At 34.8% G+C, this 17,815-nt stretch carries 17 protein-coding genes; 5 read left to right on the forward strand and 12 right to left on the reverse strand.

Translation table 11 applies throughout. The features are described from left to right. Window positions 1-13: 13 nt before the first annotated feature. Both ACJTHF_RS10610 and ACJTHF_RS10615 read left to right on the forward strand, forming a co-directional pair. Window positions 14-628 carry a deoxynucleoside kinase gene (locus ACJTHF_RS10610; RefSeq protein ID WP_078355016.1) on the forward strand — a complete coding sequence of 205 codons (615 nt, stop codon included), beginning with the start codon at window positions 14-16 and terminating at the stop codon, window positions 626-628. Next, window positions 618-1,286 carry a deoxynucleoside kinase gene (locus ACJTHF_RS10615; RefSeq protein ID WP_048541382.1) on the forward strand — a complete coding sequence of 223 codons (669 nt, stop codon included), beginning with the start codon at window positions 618-620 and terminating at the stop codon, window positions 1,284-1,286. The genes ACJTHF_RS10610 and ACJTHF_RS10615 overlap by 11 nt, the downstream gene beginning before the upstream one ends. Window positions 1,287-1,341: 55 nt before the next feature. Here the strand turns inward: ACJTHF_RS10615 and ACJTHF_RS10620 are convergent, their stop codons facing one another. The 7 genes from ACJTHF_RS10620 to ACJTHF_RS10650 all read right to left on the reverse strand — a co-directional run bounded on the left by ACJTHF_RS10620 (window position 1,342) and on the right by ACJTHF_RS10650 (window position 9,076). After that, the gene (locus ACJTHF_RS10620) at window positions 1,342-3,414 is read right to left on the reverse strand and encodes a heavy metal translocating P-type ATPase (RefSeq protein ID WP_407812617.1); all 2,073 of its coding nucleotides are present in this window, start codon (window positions 3,412-3,414) and stop codon (window positions 1,342-1,344) included. 22 nt (window positions 3,415-3,436) lie between these two features. Then, window positions 3,437-3,964 (reverse strand): YdhK family protein, encoded by a 528-nt coding sequence (locus ACJTHF_RS10625; RefSeq protein ID WP_048541378.1) that lies wholly within the window; start codon window positions 3,962-3,964, stop codon window positions 3,437-3,439. 124 nt (window positions 3,965-4,088) lie between these two features. Further along, window positions 4,089-4,298, reverse strand: a complete 210-nt coding sequence (gene copZ, locus ACJTHF_RS10630; RefSeq protein WP_058590872.1) for a copper chaperone CopZ — start codon at window positions 4,296-4,298, stop codon at window positions 4,089-4,091. 258 nt (window positions 4,299-4,556) lie between these two features. Continuing rightward, entirely contained in the window at window positions 4,557-5,267 is a 711-nt protein-coding gene (locus ACJTHF_RS10635; protein WP_232157360.1) for an HAD family hydrolase, read from the reverse strand. 70 nt (window positions 5,268-5,337) lie between these two features. Further along, complete coding sequence (locus ACJTHF_RS10640) at window positions 5,338-6,432, reverse strand: branched-chain amino acid aminotransferase (RefSeq protein ID WP_058590874.1); 1,095 nt, start codon at window positions 6,430-6,432, stop codon at window positions 5,338-5,340. 106 nt (window positions 6,433-6,538) lie between these two features. Beyond that, window positions 6,539-7,501 (reverse strand): L-threonine 3-dehydrogenase, encoded by a 963-nt coding sequence (locus tag ACJTHF_RS10645; RefSeq protein ID WP_048541369.1) that lies wholly within the window; start codon window positions 7,499-7,501, stop codon window positions 6,539-6,541. 387 nt (window positions 7,502-7,888) lie between these two features. Next, a complete protein-coding gene (locus tag ACJTHF_RS10650; protein ID WP_078355013.1) occupies window positions 7,889-9,076 on the reverse strand; it encodes a glycine C-acetyltransferase in 1,188 nt (395 codons plus the stop codon). A 153-nt stretch (window positions 9,077-9,229) separates the two neighbouring features. Between ACJTHF_RS10650 and ACJTHF_RS10655 the strand changes: the two genes are divergently transcribed. From ACJTHF_RS10655 to ACJTHF_RS10665, 3 genes are read left to right on the forward strand one after another with little or no spacing between them, the layout of a single operon-like run. Beyond that, entirely contained in the window at window positions 9,230-10,399 is a 1,170-nt protein-coding gene (locus tag ACJTHF_RS10655; RefSeq protein ID WP_232157362.1) for an amidohydrolase, read from the forward strand. Between the two features lie 2 nt (window positions 10,400-10,401). Beyond that, a complete protein-coding gene (locus tag ACJTHF_RS10660; protein ID WP_058590876.1) occupies window positions 10,402-11,601 on the forward strand; it encodes an amidohydrolase in 1,200 nt (399 codons plus the stop codon). Next, window positions 11,585-12,760, forward strand: coding sequence for a M20 metallopeptidase family protein (locus tag ACJTHF_RS10665; RefSeq protein ID WP_058590877.1), 1,176 nt, complete (start codon window positions 11,585-11,587; stop codon window positions 12,758-12,760). Before ACJTHF_RS10660 ends, ACJTHF_RS10665 begins: the two co-directional genes overlap by 17 nt. Before the next feature lie 72 nt (window positions 12,761-12,832). Here the strand turns inward: ACJTHF_RS10665 and tuf are convergent, their stop codons facing one another. The 5 genes from tuf to ACJTHF_RS10690 all read right to left on the reverse strand — a co-directional run bounded on the left by tuf (window position 12,833) and on the right by ACJTHF_RS10690 (window position 17,708). Beyond that, window positions 12,833-14,023, reverse strand: coding sequence for an elongation factor Tu (gene tuf, locus ACJTHF_RS10670; protein ID WP_048541361.1), 1,191 nt, complete (start codon window positions 14,021-14,023; stop codon window positions 12,833-12,835). Window positions 14,024-14,159: 136 nt separating this feature from the next. After that, the gene (gene fusA / locus ACJTHF_RS10675; protein WP_048541359.1) at window positions 14,160-16,241 is read right to left on the reverse strand and encodes an elongation factor G; all 2,082 of its coding nucleotides are present in this window, start codon (window positions 16,239-16,241) and stop codon (window positions 14,160-14,162) included. A gap of 142 nt (window positions 16,242-16,383) precedes the next feature. Beyond that, window positions 16,384-16,854 carry a 30S ribosomal protein S7 gene (gene rpsG, locus ACJTHF_RS10680; RefSeq protein WP_025904867.1) on the reverse strand — a complete coding sequence of 157 codons (471 nt, stop codon included), beginning with the start codon at window positions 16,852-16,854 and terminating at the stop codon, window positions 16,384-16,386. A gap of 85 nt (window positions 16,855-16,939) precedes the next feature. Continuing rightward, window positions 16,940-17,362 (reverse strand): 30S ribosomal protein S12, encoded by a 423-nt coding sequence (rpsL, locus tag ACJTHF_RS10685; protein WP_025904866.1) that lies wholly within the window; start codon window positions 17,360-17,362, stop codon window positions 16,940-16,942. A 91-nt stretch (window positions 17,363-17,453) separates the two neighbouring features. Next, window positions 17,454-17,708, reverse strand: a complete 255-nt coding sequence (locus tag ACJTHF_RS10690; RefSeq protein ID WP_048541356.1) for a ribosomal L7Ae/L30e/S12e/Gadd45 family protein — start codon at window positions 17,706-17,708, stop codon at window positions 17,454-17,456. Window positions 17,709-17,815: the final 107 nt, after the last annotated feature.

Genomic DNA, 17,815 nt, shown 5'->3' on the forward strand with positions numbered 1-17,815 from the left:
TGGAGAGATATATATGAAAAAAACCTTTATCGCAATTGAAGGACCAATCGGCGTCGGGAAAAGCTCTTTAACGAAAAAGCTTGCTGAAGCGCTCCATTACACTGAAGAATTTGAAATTGTTGATGAGAATCCATATTTAAGTGATTTTTATGACGATATTTCTAAATGGAGCTTTCAAACCGAAATGTTCTTCTTGTGTCATCGTTACAAACAGTTAACCGATTTAGAAAATATTAACGGTATTGTGAGCGACTATCATATCTTTAAAAATAAGATTTTCGCTAAAAACACATTAAATTCTACTGAATTTGATAAATTTAGTAGAATTTATGATATCTTAACTGAAGATATTCGCATGCCTGACCAAATTATCTTTCTCGATGCATCCCTCGAAGTACTTCAACAACGAATTGCCCATCGAAATAGATCATACGAAACTCAAATTGAAAATGATTATTTAGCTCAACTTAAACGTGACTATAATCAATTTTATGAAGAAGTAAAAAATGAAATTGATGCGATTCAAATCGATACTTCTCATTTAGATTTCGTGAATAACACCGCAGATTATCAACAAGTCTTAAACTTATTACAACCTTTGATTGGAGAGATTATACATGACAAATAAAGTCATACCAAATGATGCTATCATCACAATTGCTGGTACTGTTGGTGTTGGAAAATCATCCTTAACACAAGCACTTAGCGAGCGACTAAACTTCAAGACTTCTTTTGAGAAAGTCGATAACAACCCTTATTTAGAAAAATTTTATCACGACTTTGAACGTTGGAGCTTTCATCTACAAATTTACTTTTTAGCAGAACGCTTTAAAGAACAAAAAAGAATGTTCGAATATGGTGGCGGATTTATTCAAGACCGTTCAATATATGAAGACGTTGATATATTTGCTAAAATGCACGAAGAACAAGGCACAATGACTGAAGAAGATTATGCGACGTATAGAGAATTATTTGAAGCAATGGTTATGACGCCTTACTTTCCTAAACCAGACGCATTAATCTATTTAGAATGTGACTATAATGACGTCATTCAACGTATCCAAAGACGTGGACGTCAAATGGAAATTGAAACAGATGAAGCATACTGGAAAAAATTATTCTCACGTTATGATAATTGGATTAATAGTTTTACAGAATGTCCAGTTGTACGTGTAAATATTAACGACTATGACTTATACGAAGATCCAGATTCCATTAACCATATTATAGATAAAATTGCGCATGTCATTGAGACACACCGTTCAATCGATACACGCGTAAAATAATAAAAAGGCCATAAACATGCTGTTATCAGCATATTTATGGCCTTTTAAAGTATTTTTATTTTAATTTTAGAGTAAACGCATTAATTGCTACAATCACTGTACTTAGAGACATTAATATTGCCCCAACTGTTGGTGATAATATAATACCAATTGAAGCTAAAATACCAGCGGCTAAAGGAACAGCAAGTATATTATATCCTGCTCCCCACCATAAATTCTGTATCATTTTTCTCATTGTATTTTTAGATAGAGAAAGAAAATTAATAATATCTAGTGGATTACTTTTAACTAATATTATATCACCAGATTCAATAGCGACATCTGTTCCAGCACCAATCGCTACCCCTATATCTGCTCTAATAAGACTAGGTGCATCATTAATTCCATCTCCAACCATCATAACTTTACGTCCTTTACTTTGATAATCTTGGATAATTTTTTCTTTATTTTCTGGCATCAACTGAGCATGTATGTGATTTATTCCTAATTCTTTAGCTACAGATTGTGCAACTTCATTATTATCCCCTGTCAACATGACAGGTATTATATTTTTGTTCACTAATTGCTTTACCATTTTTTTAGAACTTTCTTTAATTCTATCACCTTGCGCGATAATGCCAATAACGTCATTTTCATCAATTAAATAACTGATAGAATTGCCTTCTTTAGCTAATTTGATAAATAGTTCTTTATCATATTTATAATTGTATTTATCAAGATAAGTGACATTAGTTATTTTAAAATTTTTATTACCAATTTGACCTTCTAATCCGACTCCTGGAATATTATTAACATTAAATGCTTGAGGTAATTTTAAATCTTTACTGTTTGCAAACTCAGTAATACCTACAGCTAAAGGATGGTTAGATGAATTCTCTAAAGCAGCAAATAGGCTTAAAATTTCATTACCATTATAATGATCTACAAAACTTTCATAATGATTTACTGTAAAGACACCTTCAGTTAATGTACCAGTTTTATCCATCATCACATAATCTAGATTTTGAGCTATTTCTACAGCTTCTCTATTTTTGATAATAAGACCATTATGTGCTCCAATTGATGTTGATCGAGCAGTAACTAATGGTATAGCTAAACCAAGAGCATGAGGACAAGCTATAACTAAAACCGTAACTAATCTTTCTAAAGCGAAATCAATATCATTTCCTAAAATCATCCACACTATAAATGCTATTAAACCAACTGTTATTGCAAAATAGAATAAATAACCAGCAACTTTGTCAGATAACAACTCTGCTCTTGATTTGTCTTGTTGTGCTTGACTAACAAGGTTCATTACCTGAGAAAGGTACCCATCCTTTCCTGTAGCAGTTACTTTAATTTGTATTGTTCCAGAACCATTTATAGAACCACCAATTACTAAATCATCATTTGATTTTTGAACTTTTTTTGATTCACCTGTAACTAAAGATTCATCAACAGATGTTTCACCTTTAATAAGTACCCCATCGGTCGGTATACTCTCACCAGCTTTTACTTCAACGATATCTTCAATATTAATTTCAGATATTTTAACTTTTTGACGCTCACCATCACTAGTTATTTTAATTGCATTGTTAGGTAATAACTCTGCCATTTTTTTGAGTGCATTACCTGCATTACCTACTGCATTCATTTCAATCCAATGTCCTAGTAACATAATTAAAATAAGTGTTGCTAATTCCCAAAAGAAATCCATTGTATGCATTTCTGTATGCGTAAAATGATTTAAATAGAAAGCATACAAGCTATATACATATGCAACTGTAATCCCTAAAGCAACTAATGTCATCATTCCAGGTTTTTTGATTTTTATTTCATCTTTTGCTCCTGCTAAGAATGGTTGTCCACCATAAAAGAATAATATTGTTGCTAATATAAGAACAATCCAATCTGAACCAGTAAAAGTAAATTGAAAAGGTAACTCAAACCCCATCATAGGTGATAGAATTATAATCGGTATTGCAAAAATAAGAGATATAAAGAATTTTTGCTTAAAGTTACCATGATGATCATGACCTTCGTGACTATGATGTTCATTATGATTCATATGATTTTTATGTTCTTCATGACCTTTATGATTATGATGTTCATGGTGATTCATATGACTTTTCTTATTTGTATCCATTTAAAGAGCTCCTTTCTTTATACTATCCTTTATCTAATTCATCGCTAGTCATCCACTTATGATTTTTAACTTTTTTTCCATCTTCTGTAGATTTATAATCAACAACATATACATCAGTTTGATAAACTTTTTCAATTTTAGCTTTTGCGCCTTTCATCCCTGCCATATGATTAGCATTTAATTTGACGCTATCACCTTTTTTATAACCATTTTTAGGTGCTTTATCAACTTCCTCATTAACAACCCATTTATGGTTTTTAATTCGTTTATCACCATTTGTAGGCTCATAACTCACAACATAAGCATAGGTATCATATACGCCTTTAACAGTACCTTTAGCATTTTTCATACCCGGCATGTGATCACTTTTAATAGTTATATTGTCACCTTTTTTAAATTTACTACTTTTTGAAACATTCATACCTTTAGGAATTTTATTGTCTTCACTATCATGTGTCATATGTTCATTGTGTTCATTATTATCACCATTGGAACATGCTCCTAAAACAAGACTAGAAGATAACAAAATAAATCCGGCTTGTTTAATCATCCGTTCTCCCTCCAAATTCAGTATCTTGTATTTTTATAATTTTGTTTGAGTGCTAATGAATTTTAAATCATATTTTTACCTATATTTTTAATTGAAGGCACATCAATCGATGCGCCTTTTCTATTTACATTTTAACTTCATAACCTTGATTTTCGATTGCTTCTTTAAATCCATTAAAATTCACTTTATTTTCATCAAAATTTATTTCAACTTCTCCTTTAGATAAGTTCACTACTGAAGAATTAACACCATCTAATTCATTAAGCGCATTTTCTATAGATTGTTTACAATGTCCACAACTCATGCCATGTACTTTAATAAATTCTTTATACATTGATTTCACCTCCTTTTATTAATACCTCTATTTAAATATTATGAAAAATTTTCAGTTCATTATACCCTATGGGGGTATAAAATTTTTAAAAAAATAAAATCAAATACGATTCACTGTTATAATATACCCCCTATAGGTATATGTCAAATGTTATTACTCTTAAATTTTAAATGTTCTTTGTTAATCCTTTTTATACACGCGTAAAATAATAAAAAGGCCATAAACATGCTGTTATAAGCATATTTATGGCCTTTTATTTTATTTACTCCATTCCGCTTCTTGTGCGTAAAATTCATTAATATCTTGATAAATAAAGTCTGCATCTGATAAATCTTCTTTATTACCCGTACCACTCAGAACGCCAATAACTTTCTTGAAGTGAGCGTTCTTACCCATTTGTATGTCAGTTGGTGTATCACCTATAATCACAATTTCATCTGGTGATACGTTCCATTTTTCATAAAATTCTTCTACCATTTTAGGATTTGGCTTTTGATAACCGTTAATAGATGCTGTTATTTTTTCATCTATTAAATGACTTACACCTGCATCTTGAATAAATCGATTTGTCCCGTCGATATCATCACTTGTTATAATTGCGATTTGGTATGATTTCTCTTTAAATGCTTTTAATGTTTCTACCATTCCTTCTATAACGATGGTCTCTGGCTCGTACTCTTCGATTAAATCTTTGCTTAGTTGTACTGTCCAGTCTTCAATTTCTTTTGGATCAGCATTTTCTGCAAATTTTGCAAACACACGTACGATATCAGCTAATGTTCCTGATGCTAATATACCACTTGATAGAAATTGTCCATCTACATATCCTAACGCTTCTTGTAATGCTTGTTGTTGCTCTATATGATATTTCTCAACAAAGCGATTAATCATCACAAGTGATATCTCAGACCATGTTTCATCAAACTTAAGCAATGTCCCATCTTTATCAAATAATAACCATTTAATCATCACTTTACTCCTTTAAAAAAGAGTCTGCTACAGATACTGTCTCAGACTCTCTTCTTATTATTGAATTTATTTACACAATTTCAATGTGGCTTTCTTGTCCTACGACAACTCTCCAACCGTATTTATCTTCTTTCTTACCTGTTTGGATTGCTGTATATTCATCAAATAACGTTTGAGTAACGGGACCGATTTCATTATTATTAATTGTTATTTCAGCTTCTTCGTATTTTAGGAATCCTACTGGAGAAATAACTGCTGCAGTTCCTGTCCCGAAAATTTCTGTTAAACGACCGTCATGATGGGCATTTATAATATCATCAATAGATAATCGTTTCTCTTCAGTTTCATAACCTAACTCTCGAGCAAGTTCGAGAACTGTTTTACGCGTAATACCTGGTAAAATACTACCATTCAACTCAGGTGTTACAACTTTGCCATCGATGACGAAGAATATATTCATACTTCCGACTTCTTCGATGTATTTTTGTTCAACGCCGTCTAACCATAATACTTGATCAAATCCAAGTTCATTAGCACGTGTTTGCGCGATTAAACTTGCTGCGTAGTTACCACCACATTTAGCAAATCCAACGCCACCTCTTACAGCACGTACATATTCATCTTCAACATATATACTTGTTGGTTTCATTTGATCATCACCGTAATAAGCGCCTACTGGAGAAAGTATTACTAAAAATTCGTAGTCCGTAGAAGAACGCACACCTAAGTATGGTTCAGTTGCATATACAAATGGTCTAACATATAAGGATTGTCCTTCTCCACTTGGGATCCAATCGCGCTCTAAATCAATAAGTTGTAATAAGCCGTTCAACACTTTTTCTTCATCGATTTGAGGCATTTCAAGTCTTTTTAAAGATAAATTAATTCGCTTGAAATTTTGGTCAGGTCTGAATAACGTAACTTCATCACCATCTTTATATGCTTTCATTCCTTCGAACACTGTTTGTCCATAATGAAGACCTTGTGCACTTGGTGACAACGTAATCGGCCCATATGGAATTATTTTAGGCTCTGACCAGCCTTCACCCTGTTTATATGACATAGATAGCATATAATCAGTAAAGATTTCGCCAAAGACCAAATTTGAAAAATCCGGTTTCTCTTTAAGCTGTTCACGCTTTTCTACGTAAAATGTTTCTGTCATAATGATTCCTCCTAGGCTAATTAATAATTAATGTTATCAAGTATATCAGTCATAGAGGCGTTATTCAATGAATTTTTGGAAAATTTAAAAAATATACACAATAAAATTACTGTTTAGCTAAATTATCTTTTTCTTCAATGGCTTTAAGCATTAATGATGTCATTTTTTCTAAATCATAAGCTGGTGAGAAATCCCACTCTTCTTTAGCACAAGTTGAATCAATTGAATTTGGCCAGCTATCAGCAATTGCTTGTCTTTCTGGATCCACATCATAACCTAATTCGAAATCAGGCATATGTTTTTGGATAGCAGCTTTAATCGTCTCAGGATCAACACTCATTGCGCTCACATTGTATGCATTACGGTTAATTAATCGTGAACTATCCGCTTCCATCAATTTAATAATTGCATCAATAGCATCATCCATGAACATCATATCCATAAATGTACCTTTATCTATATAGCTATCGTATCTTCCTTCTCTGATAGCTTTGAAATAAATTTCCACTGCATAATCAGTTGTACCGCCACCTGGTTCTTTAACGTAAGAGATTAACCCAGGAAATCTCATACTTCTAGTATCTACGCCAAATTTCGTGTAGTAATAGTCACATAATAATTCCCCAGCTACTTTATTTACACCATACATTGAAGTTGGTCTTTGAATTGTAACTTGAGGTGTCATATCTTTAGGTGTATTTGGTCCAAACGCACCGATTGAACTTGGTGTGAAGAATTGCATATCGAATTCACGTGCTATTTCAAGTGCATTTACTAATCCACCCATATTTAAATTCCAAGCGAATAGTGGATTCTTTTCAGCAGTTGCTGAAAGTAATGCCGCCATATGCATTAAAGTATCTGCATTGAAGTTTTTAACTAATTCATGAAATCTTTCTTGATCTGTAACATCTAAAATTTCAAATGGTCCATTATTAATTTCGCTGTCACTTTCTGGTTCTCTAATATCAGTCGCTAATACATTTTCATTACCATATTTATTTCTTAGCTTTATAACTAATTCTGTCCCTATTTGTCCTAACGCCCCAGTGATTATTATCTTTTTCATTTTAAATCCTCCTGTATTGTTGAAATGTTCATTTGTACGCTCAAGAAATACAAAAACGCTTTCTTCAATGATATTTTACTATATTTTTACCGTTTTGTATACTTCAGAAGTACATACTATGGATAAATAAAGTTACCTTATACAAAAAACAATCGTATTGTAATACATAAGTCGAGAATAAAATGTTAGTTTCGGTACATTTCGTTACAAAAGTATGGAGATTTGTTACTAACGGCATCCTTAATTACAAAATTACCAAGTTCTGTTACTAACGGCACCTTTAATTACAAAACCCGCAAGTTCTGTTACAAACTGTCGCCTCAATCGTTATAAATTAAAAGCGCATGGGACGTATTCATTTGTCCCATGCGCTTGATGAAATATTAATTATAGTAATCCTAATTCTTTACCGATTTTTTCATAAATATCAATTGCTTGATCTAGTTGCTCTTTAGTATGAGCGGCTGTTGGCATATTTCTTACACGGCCAGTGCCTCTTGGAACTGTTGGGAATACGATTGCTTTCGCATACACACCTTCGTCCATTAATCTCTTACTAAATGTTTGAGCTTTTTTCTCTTCACCGATAATTACAGGTGTAATTGGTGTTTCTGAATGACCGATATCAAAGCCTTTTGCTTTTAAGCCTTCTTTTAAGTAATTAGCATTATCCCATAATTTATCATGTAATTCTGTAGAAGCCATTAATTTTTTCACTGATTCTGTAATAGCTTTAGTATCTCCAGGTGCTAATGAAGTTGAGAATAAGAATGGTCTTGAAGCAACTTTTAACCAGTCTATTAAATCTTTAGTACCAGCTACATAACCACCTACAACACCAATTGCTTTTGAAAGTGTTCCGATTTGGAAATCAATTTTGTCTTGAAGTCCGAAATGTTTAACTGTTCCTGCACCTTTACCCATTACACCAGAACCATGCGCGTCATCAACATATGTGATTAAACCAAATTCTTCAGCAATTTCTACAATTTCAGGTAATTTCGCTACGTCTCCATCCATTGAGAATACGCCATCTGTAATGTACATAACTTTATTATATTGACCTGATTCAACCGCTTCTTTAGCTTTCGCTCTTAAATCATCCATATCTGAATGATTAACACGAATAATTTTCGCTTTAGATAAACGACAACCATCAATAATTGAAGCATGGTTTAATTCATCAGATAAGATTGCATCATTTTTATTCATAACAGCTGAGATGGCAGCCATGTTACAGTTAAAGCCTGATTGATATGCGATTGCACTTTCAGTACCTTTGAACTGAGCTAAAGTTTCTTCAAGTTCTCTATGCAAGTCTAACGTACCATTAATTGTACGTACTGCCCCCGCACCTACACCGTGAGAATCAATTGCACCTTTAGCAGCTTTTATTAAATCTTCATCTGTTGCTAATCCAAGATAGTTATTTGAAGATAAGTTAATGTAACTTTTACCTCCAATAGTGATCTCAGCACCATTTGCACCTTCAACGACATCAATCTCGTTATATAGGCCATTGTCTTTTAATTCATTTAGATTTGTTTGTAAGAATGAATCTAATGTTTGTACCATTTAAACCTTCTCCTTTAGCACTTTTTCTCAATCATAACACATCAAAATCAAAGAATTAAGCGTTATCATCTCAAATTGAATTGTTTAAATTTTCTATAAATTTTGCTACAATTATCATATTATATTTTTAAAGAACTGAAAGAAGGTTTATTAATGGTTAATTGGAAAGAAGAAGTAGATAAAAAATTCGATCGACTTGTAGACATCAGAAGACATATGCACAAAAATCCTGAACTATCCTATCATGAGGAGAAAACTCATGATTTTATTTTATCTGAATTAAAGAAATTAGATAAATTAGAGATTAAAGCGCCAGTCGGGGAACGTGGCATTGTCGCTAAATTAAAAGGGAACGAACCTGGTCAAACGATTGCATTTCGCGCAGATTTTGATGCTTTACCTATTCAAGATGAAAAAGACGTACCTTATAAATCGACTGTGGATGGTGTTATGCATGCATGTGGTCATGACGGTCATACCGCTACACTCTTAACATTCTGTGAAATACTGCATGAACATCAACATTTGCTTAAAGGGAATGTTGTTTTTATTTTTCAATATGCAGAAGAATTAAGTCCTGGCGGTGCTAGCCCAATGGTTGATGATGGTGCATTAGAAGGTGTCGATAAAGTTTATGGAAACCATTTTTGGAGCGGTCATGAAACATCTTCAATTAAGACACGTCCTAATGAAATGATGGCATCACCTGACTACTTTGAAGTAACCATTCAAGGTAAAGGTGGTCACGGCGCTAAACCTCATACATCAATCGATCCAATTGTAATCGTTGCAGAATATATTTCTAGCATCCAAAAAATTATTTCTCGAAATATAGATCCAATTAACAGAGGAGTTATTACAGTTGGGAAAGTAGATGCGGGTACTGCTTTTAATGTTATAAGTGATACAGCTACTTTAGCGGGTACAGTTAGAACGTTTAAACCAGAAGTTAAAGACACAATAGAAGCTGAGCTTGAACGTATTTTAAAAGGGATTTGTTTAGCAAATAACGCGACTTATAACTTTGAATACCGTAGAGGTTATCCTACAGTCGTCAACCACAAAGAACAATATGAAGTGGTTAAAGAAGCTGCTGAGCGCTTAGATTTAACTTATGAAGACATCCCTCCTATGATGATTGGTGAAGATTTCTCATACTACTTACTTAATCGTCCAGGTTGTTTCTTCCTAACAGGTAGCGGTAATGAAGATAAAGGCTCAACTGCCCCTCATCATCATCCTATGTTTGATTTAGACGAAGAAGCGATGAAGACGACGACACAAATGTTTATTCAAGTACTTGAGATAGAAGGTGTTCTATAAGAATGAAAAATATTTTATTACAAAAAGTTGAAGACTATTATGATGAAATGATTGAAATCAGAAGATATTTACATATGAATCCGGAATTATCTTTTGAAGAAGTGAAGACACCTGCTTATATTGCACATTACTTAAGAGAATTAGGTATTGACGTTCGTGAAGGAGTCGGTGGACGTGGTGTTGTAGGTACATTAAATAAAGATAAAGAAGGTCCTACATTAGCGATTAGAGCTGATTTTGATGCATTACCTATCCAAGATGAAAAGGAAGTACCTTACAAGTCAACTGTTGATGGCGTCATGCATGCTTGTGGTCACGATGCCCATACGGCTGTATTGCTAATGACTGCGAAAATTTTATCCGAACATAAAGATGAAATTAATGGCCGTGTCGTCTTTATTCATCAACATGCTGAAGAAGTCGATCCTGGTGGTGCCATTCAAATGATTGCTGATGGGTGTTTAACAGGTGTTGATGCGATTATCGGACAACATGTATCTAGTCATTTAGATGTTGGTAAAATCGGCTATAAATACGGTACAACGACAGGTATCCCAGATGATTTTTGGATTACTTTGAAAGGTAGAGGTGGACATGCTGCACATCCTGATCAATTGATTGATCCACTCGCTGCAGGTATACAATTATGTAACGATTTACAATACATTGTTTCACGTAAAACAAGTGCACTTTCTCCTGCCGTTCTATCCATTACAATGTTTAATGCTGGAGAAACGAATAACGTCATACCAGATACATGTAAAATTGGTGGGACGATTAGGACTTTCGACTCGGACACACAGACAAGTGTCATAGAAGGCCTTAAGAAAGTATTAGAAGGCATTGCGACTTCTACTGATGTTACTTACGACTTGAAATATAGTAAAGGGTATCCTCCTGTAATTAACACGGAACGGGAAACTGATCTTATATTAGAAGCAACTAAAGAGATTGATAGCGTTGAAGAACTCGTAGAATTAGAAGCAAGTTTGGGTGGAGAAGATTTTTCTTATTATCAACAGCGTGTTCCTGGTGCATTTTTCTATACAGGCACGAGAAACGAACATTTCAAAGCTGACTTCCCTCATCATCATCCTAAGTTTGATATTGATGAGCAAGGCTTAATAAACGCTGTACGTATCTTCTTACTCACAACATTTAAGTTTATGGAAAGGAATGATATTCATGACATTAACGACTGAAGTTAATCAATATATGGATGAATTAATAGAAATTAGAAGACATTTACATCAACATCCCGAACTTTCTTTTCAAGAAGAAAATACAAAGAAATACATTGCTGATTATCTTGAAAACCTTGGAATCGAAGTTAAAAGAGATGTCGGTGGTAACGGCTTATTAGGTTATATAAACGGTGGACATGAAGGACCAACGATTGCATTAAGAGCTGATTTTGATGCATTACCTATTCAAGACGAGAAAGATGTACCTTATAAATCTAAGGTCGATGGTGTGATGCATGCTTGTGGTCATGATGCGCATACGGCAAGTTTACTCATCACTGCAAAAATACTTAAAAAGCACGAGCAAGATATTCATGGTAATGTCGTATTAATCCATCAACATGCTGAAGAGTCACTTCCTGGTGGCGCTAAAGCGATGGTAGAAGCCGGTGCACTTGATGGTGTGGATTATGTCTTCGGAACACATACAGCAAGTCATATTGACGCAAATAAAGTTGGATTTTGTTCTGGACCAGCGTATGCTGCAGCTGATTCATTTGAAATTGATATACAAGGATTAGGTGGACATGGTGCTATGCCACAACTAGCTAAAGATCCTATCGTTGCTGCATCTTCATTGATTGTCCAAGCACAAAGTATCGTTTCAAGAACAGTTGATCCTTTAGAATCGGCTGTCGTAACGTTCGGCACATTTAAAGGTGGTAATGCGTTCAATGTTATCGCGGATAAAGTTCAATTATCTGGAACAATTAGAACATATTTACCATACGTTAAAGATCAAATTAAAGAACGTTTGAACGGCATATTAAACGGTATCGAATCAAGCTATGGTGTTAAATGCCATTTGAAATATCACGACGGTTATCCGCCTGTAGTTAATCATGAGAAAGAAACAGAATGGGCTAAAAAACTTGCATCAGAAATTGATTCAGTTACTGAAGCATTCGATTTCCCTCCTTCTTTAGGTGGCGAAGATGTTGGTTATTTCTTACAACATGTTCCAGGAACATATTTCTTTACTGGTGTAGGTAATGAAGTACTTAAAGCGACTTATCCGCATCACCATCCAAAATTCGATTTAGATGAACAAGCATTACAAAATAGCGTCAAATTATTCTTATCTATTATTGAACATAGTGATGAATTAGAAAAATAAGCCATAAAAAAAGCCGAGACAACTTAATGTCTCGGCTTTAAATTTGTTTAATCAAGTTTGTTCAATATCGAATTAAGCTTCGATGATTGTAACAACGCCTGATCCAACTGTACGTCCACCTTCACGGATTGAGAAACGAGTACCGTCTTCAATAGCGATTGGTGAAATTAATTCAACGTCCATTTCAACGTTGTCGCCAGGCATAACCATTTCAGTACCTTCTGGTAAGTTAACTACACCAGTTACGTCAGTAGTACGGAAATAGAATTGTGGGCGGTAGTTTGTGAAGAATGGAGTATGACGTCCACCTTCGTCTTTAGATAATACATAAACTTCAGCTTTGAATTTAGTGTGAGGTGTGATTGAACCTGGTTTAGCTAATACTTGACCACGGTTAACGTCTTCACGAGCAACACCACGTAATAATGCACCGATGTTATCTCCAGCTTCAGCGAAGTCTAATAATTTACGGAACATTTCAACACCAGTTACAGTTGTTTTAGAAGATTCTTCAGTTAAACCGATGATTTCAACTTCTTCACCAACAGTGATTTGACCACGTTCAACACGGCCTGTAGCAACAGTACCACGACCAGTGATTGAGAATACGTCCTCAACTGGCATCATGAATGGTTTGTCAGAGTCACGTTCTGGAGTTGGGATGAATGTATCAACAGCATCCATTAATTCCATGATTTTGTCTTCGTAAGCTTCGTCGCCTTCTAATGCTTTTAATGCTGAACCAGCAATTACAGGAACGTCGTCGCCTGGGAAGTCATATTCAGATAATAAGTCACGAACTTCCATTTCAACTAATTCTAATAATTCTTCATCGTCAACCATGTCAACTTTGTTTAAGAATACTACTAATGCAGGAACACCTACGTTACGTGATAAAAGAATGTGCTCACGAGTTTGAGGCATTGGACCGTCAGCAGCAGATACTACTAAGATACCGCCGTCCATTTGAGCAGCACCAGTGATCATGTTTTTAACATAGTCAGCGTGTCCTGGGCAGTCAACGTGCGCATAGTGACGTTTTTCAGTTTCGTATTCGATATGTGAAGTATTGATTGTAATACCACGTTCTTTTTCTTCTGGAGCGTTATCGATTTGGTCGTAAGAACGAGCTTCTCCGTCACCAGAACGTTTTGCTAATACAGTTGCGATAGCAGCTGTTAAAGTAGTTTTACCATGGTCAACGTGACCGATAGTACCAATATTGGCATGTGTTTTTGAGCGATCAAATTTTTCTTTAGCCATTATGAAATCTCTCCTATTCATATTAAAAATTATTTTTTATTTAAGCCTCATGATGGTTACTCACCATCATGAGGATAACCTATAGTTAATTTATAAATCATTTTGATGAAAAAATCAATTTATTAAAGCGAATGTATTATTCACCTTTATTTTTCTTGATAATTTCTTCAGAAATTGATTTAGGAACTTCTTCGTAGTGGTCAAATACCATAGTATAAGTACCACGACCTTGAGTGTTAGAACGTAAGTTTGTAGCGTAACCGAACATTTCTGAAAGTGGAACAAATGCACGAACAACTTGAGCGTTACCGCGTGCTTCCATACCTTCAACACGTCCACGACGACTTGTTACGTCACCCATGATGTCTCCCATGTATTCTTCAGGCATAACGATTTCAACTTTCATCATTGGCTCTAAGATTACAGGGTTACATTTTTTAGCTGCTTCTTTAAGTGCTAATGATGCAGCAACTTTGAAGGCCATTTCAGATGAATCTACATCATGATATGAACCATCATATAGTTTAGCTTTAACATCAACTAATGGATATCCAGCTAATACACCGTTTTCCATAGCATCTTTAAGACCAGCTTCAACTGATGGAATGTATTCACGAGGAACTACACCACCGACGATAGCGTTTTCGAATTCGAAGCCGCCACCTTGTTCGTTAGGTGTGAATTCAATATGAACATCACCATATTGTCCACGTCCACCTGATTGACGAGAGAATTTACCTTGAACTTGTGCAGATTCTTTGAACGTTTCACGGTAAGATACCATTGGAGCACCAACAGTACATTCTACTTTAAATTCACGTTTCATACGGTCTACTAAAATATCAAGATGTAATTCACCCATACCACCGATGATAACTTGTCCAGTTTCATGGTCAGTGTGTGCATGGAATGTTGGATCTTCTTCTTGTAATTTAACTAATGCGTTAGTCATTTTATCTTGGTCAGCTTTTGATTTAGGCTCAACAGATAAGTGAATAACTGGCTCTGGGAATTCCATTGATTCTAAGATAATGTTATCTTTTTCATCACATAAAGTATCACCAGTAGCAGTGTCTTTAAGACCAACAGCACCTGCAATGTCACCAGAATATACAGTTGAAATCTCTTCACGAGAGTTAGCGTGCATTTGTAGGATACGACCTACACGTTCACGTTTACCTTTAGTAGAGTTTTTAACGTATGAACCAGATTCCATTGTACCAGAATAAACACGGAAGAATGTTAATTTACCTACGAATGGGTCAGTCATAACTTTAAACGCTAATGCAGCGAATGGCGCTGAGTCATCAGGTCTAGCAATTACTTCTTCATCTTCGTTATCAACTCTATGTCCGATAATAGGTTTAACATCTAATGGTGATGGTAAGTAGTCAATAACAGCGTTCAACATTAATTGAACACCTTTGTTTTTGAATGCTGTACCACATAATACTGGGTAGAATTCAACGTCACAAGTAGCTTGACGGATAGCCGCTTTAAGCTCATCAATTGTGATTTCTTCTCCACCTAAGTATTTTTCCATTAAATCGTCGTTTGATTCAGCAACAGCTTCAATTAAAGCTTCACGAGCATCTTCAGCTTGTTGCTTATGAGATTCTGGAATCTCAATTTCATCAATTTCAGTACCTAAGTCATTAGTGTATTGGAAACATTTCATTTCTACTAAATCAATAATAGCGTTGAAATCGTCTTCCGCACCAATTGGTAACTGAATTGGGTGAGCATTTGCTTGTAAACGCTCATGTAGTGTACCAACTGAATATTCAAAGTTAGCACCCATTTTGTCCATTTTATTAATGAATACAATACGAGGTACTCCGTAAGTTGTAGCTTGACGCCAAACTGTTTCAGTTTGAGGTTCAACACCTGATTGCGCATCAAGAACAGTTACAGCACCATCAAGTACACGTAATGAACGTTCAACTTCAACTGTGAAGTCTACGTGTCCTGGTGTATCGATGATGTTTACACGGTGACCATCCCATTGTGCAGTAGTCGCAGCAGAAGTGATTGTAATACCACGCTCTTGCTCTTGTTCCATCCAGTCCATTTGTGAAGCACCTTCATGTGTTTCACCAATTTTATGGATACGGCCTGTGTAATAAAGAATACGTTCAGTAGTAGTAGTTTTACCAGCATCGATGTGAGCCATGATACCGATATTACGAGTGTTTTTCAAAGAAAAATCTCTTGCCATAGTATTCTTACTCCTTCCAAAACATTGGATATTTGGTTGTTGTTTATATAGATACTTTGATACCCTAAGTGTTTAAAAAACTATAGATGACCTATAAATAAGCCTCTTTATAATTTTAACGCTTAGGGTTCTAAGTTCTATCTTACCAACGGTAATGAGCAAACGCTTTGTTAGCTTCTGCCATTTTGTGAGTGTCTTCACGTTTCTTAACAGCACCACCAGTGTTATTGGCAGCATCTAAGATTTCATTAGCTAAACGCTCTTCCATAGTTTTTTCACCACGAAGACGCGCGTAGTTAACTAACCAACGTAAACCTAAAGTAGTACGACGTTCTGGACGTACTTCTACAGGTACTTGATAGTTTGAACCACCTACACGGCGAGCTTTAACTTCAAGTACAGGCATGATGTTGTTGATAGCTTCATCGAATACTTCCATAGCATCTTTACCTGAACGTTCTTGAACAAGTTCGAATGCAGAATAAAGAATTCTTTGAGCAGTACCACGTTTACCATCAAGCATGATTTTGTTGATTAATTTTGTTACTAATTTAGAGTTGTGAATTGGATCTGGTAAAACATCTCTTTTTGCAACTGGACCTTTACGAGGCATAATCGTAATCCTCCTTCCTCATTATAAAGTTTAATTGATTTATCGTCATTTAAAAAACTGTTATTTACAGAAATTTAATGTCAAATTATTTTTTAGCAGCTTTAGGTTTTTTAGCACCATAAAGTGAACGGCTTTGCATACGACCGTCAACACCAGAAGTGTCTAAAGCACCACGTACGATATGGTAACGCACACCAGGTAAGTCTTTTACACGTCCACCACGAATAAGTACAACACTGTGTTCTTGTAAGTTGTGGCCAATACCAGGGATATACGCGTTTACTTCGATGTTGTTTGATAAACGAACACGAGCATATTTACGTAACGCTGAGTTAGGTTTTTTAGGTGTCATAGTTCCTACACGAGTACATACACCACGTTTTTGAGGAGAGTATACAGTAGTCATTTTTTTCTTCATGCTATTGTAACCTCTGTTTAATGCTGGTGCAGTTGATTTTTGTGATTTACTAGTACGAGGTTTACGTACTAATTGGTTAATAGTAGGCATCTTTAATGTCCTCCTCTCTTCATTTCTTAATTCCACACATCCAGGTGGTTCATTTTAAGTCAAATAAAAATAGTAAGCACAGCTTACACATTTATTTAAGCAATGCAACAACTGTCGCATTAACTTCTATTCCATAGCGTGATCCAAGTTCTTGTCGACTAGGACTATAACTTATCGGAACGCCTGTCTCAAATGCTATTGTTAACACTTTCGACAAAATATGAATATTGACATCTTGAGCAATGATTACTTGACGTACATCATGCTTCAATAATGCTTTAGTGGTCTGTTTTAAACCAATGACATAACTGTCTTGATTTAAGCTTAAGGCTTTTTCATTAGACATTTCATATCCTCCAAAGCGTCTGCTTTCATCAACCTTAACAATAATAACATTGCACAGTTATAAAGTCAATCATTTTTAAGGTGTTTTTATAATAAAATACAAGCTGT

The sequence above is a fragment of the Mammaliicoccus sp. RAM2 genome, from assembly GCF_045897195.1.
GTDB lineage: Bacteria > Bacillota > Bacilli > Staphylococcales > Staphylococcaceae > Mammaliicoccus > Mammaliicoccus sciuri.

Excerpts from the sequence above, each read along its gene's own strand:
- ACJTHF_RS10610 (WP_078355016.1), top strand. The coding sequence starts at position 14 with ATGAAAAAAACCTTTATCGCAATTGAAGGACCAATCGGCGTCGGGAAA.
- ACJTHF_RS10615 (WP_048541382.1), top strand. The coding sequence starts at position 618 with ATGACAAATAAAGTCATACCAAATGATGCTATCATCACAATTGCTGGT.
- ACJTHF_RS10620 (WP_407812617.1), bottom strand. The coding sequence starts at position 3,414 with ATGGATACAAATAAGAAAAGTCATATGAATCACCATGAACATCATAAT.
- ACJTHF_RS10625 (WP_048541378.1), bottom strand. The coding sequence starts at position 3,964 with ATGATTAAACAAGCCGGATTTATTTTGTTATCTTCTAGTCTTGTTTTA.
- copZ (WP_058590872.1), bottom strand. The coding sequence starts at position 4,298 with ATGTATAAAGAATTTATTAAAGTACATGGCATGAGTTGTGGACATTGT.
- ACJTHF_RS10635 (WP_232157360.1), bottom strand. The coding sequence starts at position 5,267 with ATGATTAAATGGTTATTATTTGATAAAGATGGGACATTGCTTAAGTTT.
- ACJTHF_RS10640 (WP_058590874.1), bottom strand. The coding sequence starts at position 6,432 with ATGACAGAAACATTTTACGTAGAAAAGCGTGAACAGCTTAAAGAGAAA.
- ACJTHF_RS10645 (WP_048541369.1), bottom strand. The coding sequence starts at position 7,501 with ATGAAAAAGATAATAATCACTGGGGCGTTAGGACAAATAGGGACAGAA.
- ACJTHF_RS10650 (WP_078355013.1), bottom strand. The coding sequence starts at position 9,076 with ATGGTACAAACATTAGATTCATTCTTACAAACAAATCTAAATGAATTA.
- ACJTHF_RS10655 (WP_232157362.1), top strand. The coding sequence starts at position 9,230 with ATGGTTAATTGGAAAGAAGAAGTAGATAAAAAATTCGATCGACTTGTA.
- ACJTHF_RS10660 (WP_058590876.1), top strand. The coding sequence starts at position 10,402 with ATGAAAAATATTTTATTACAAAAAGTTGAAGACTATTATGATGAAATG.
- ACJTHF_RS10665 (WP_058590877.1), top strand. The coding sequence starts at position 11,585 with ATGACATTAACGACTGAAGTTAATCAATATATGGATGAATTAATAGAA.
- tuf (WP_048541361.1), bottom strand. The coding sequence starts at position 14,023 with ATGGCTAAAGAAAAATTTGATCGCTCAAAAACACATGCCAATATTGGT.
- fusA (WP_048541359.1), bottom strand. The coding sequence starts at position 16,241 with ATGGCAAGAGATTTTTCTTTGAAAAACACTCGTAATATCGGTATCATG.
- rpsG (WP_025904867.1), bottom strand. The coding sequence starts at position 16,854 with ATGCCTCGTAAAGGTCCAGTTGCAAAAAGAGATGTTTTACCAGATCCA.
- rpsL (WP_025904866.1), bottom strand. The coding sequence starts at position 17,362 with ATGCCTACTATTAACCAATTAGTACGTAAACCTCGTACTAGTAAATCA.
- ACJTHF_RS10690 (WP_048541356.1), bottom strand. The coding sequence starts at position 17,708 with ATGTCTAATGAAAAAGCCTTAAGCTTAAATCAAGACAGTTATGTCATT.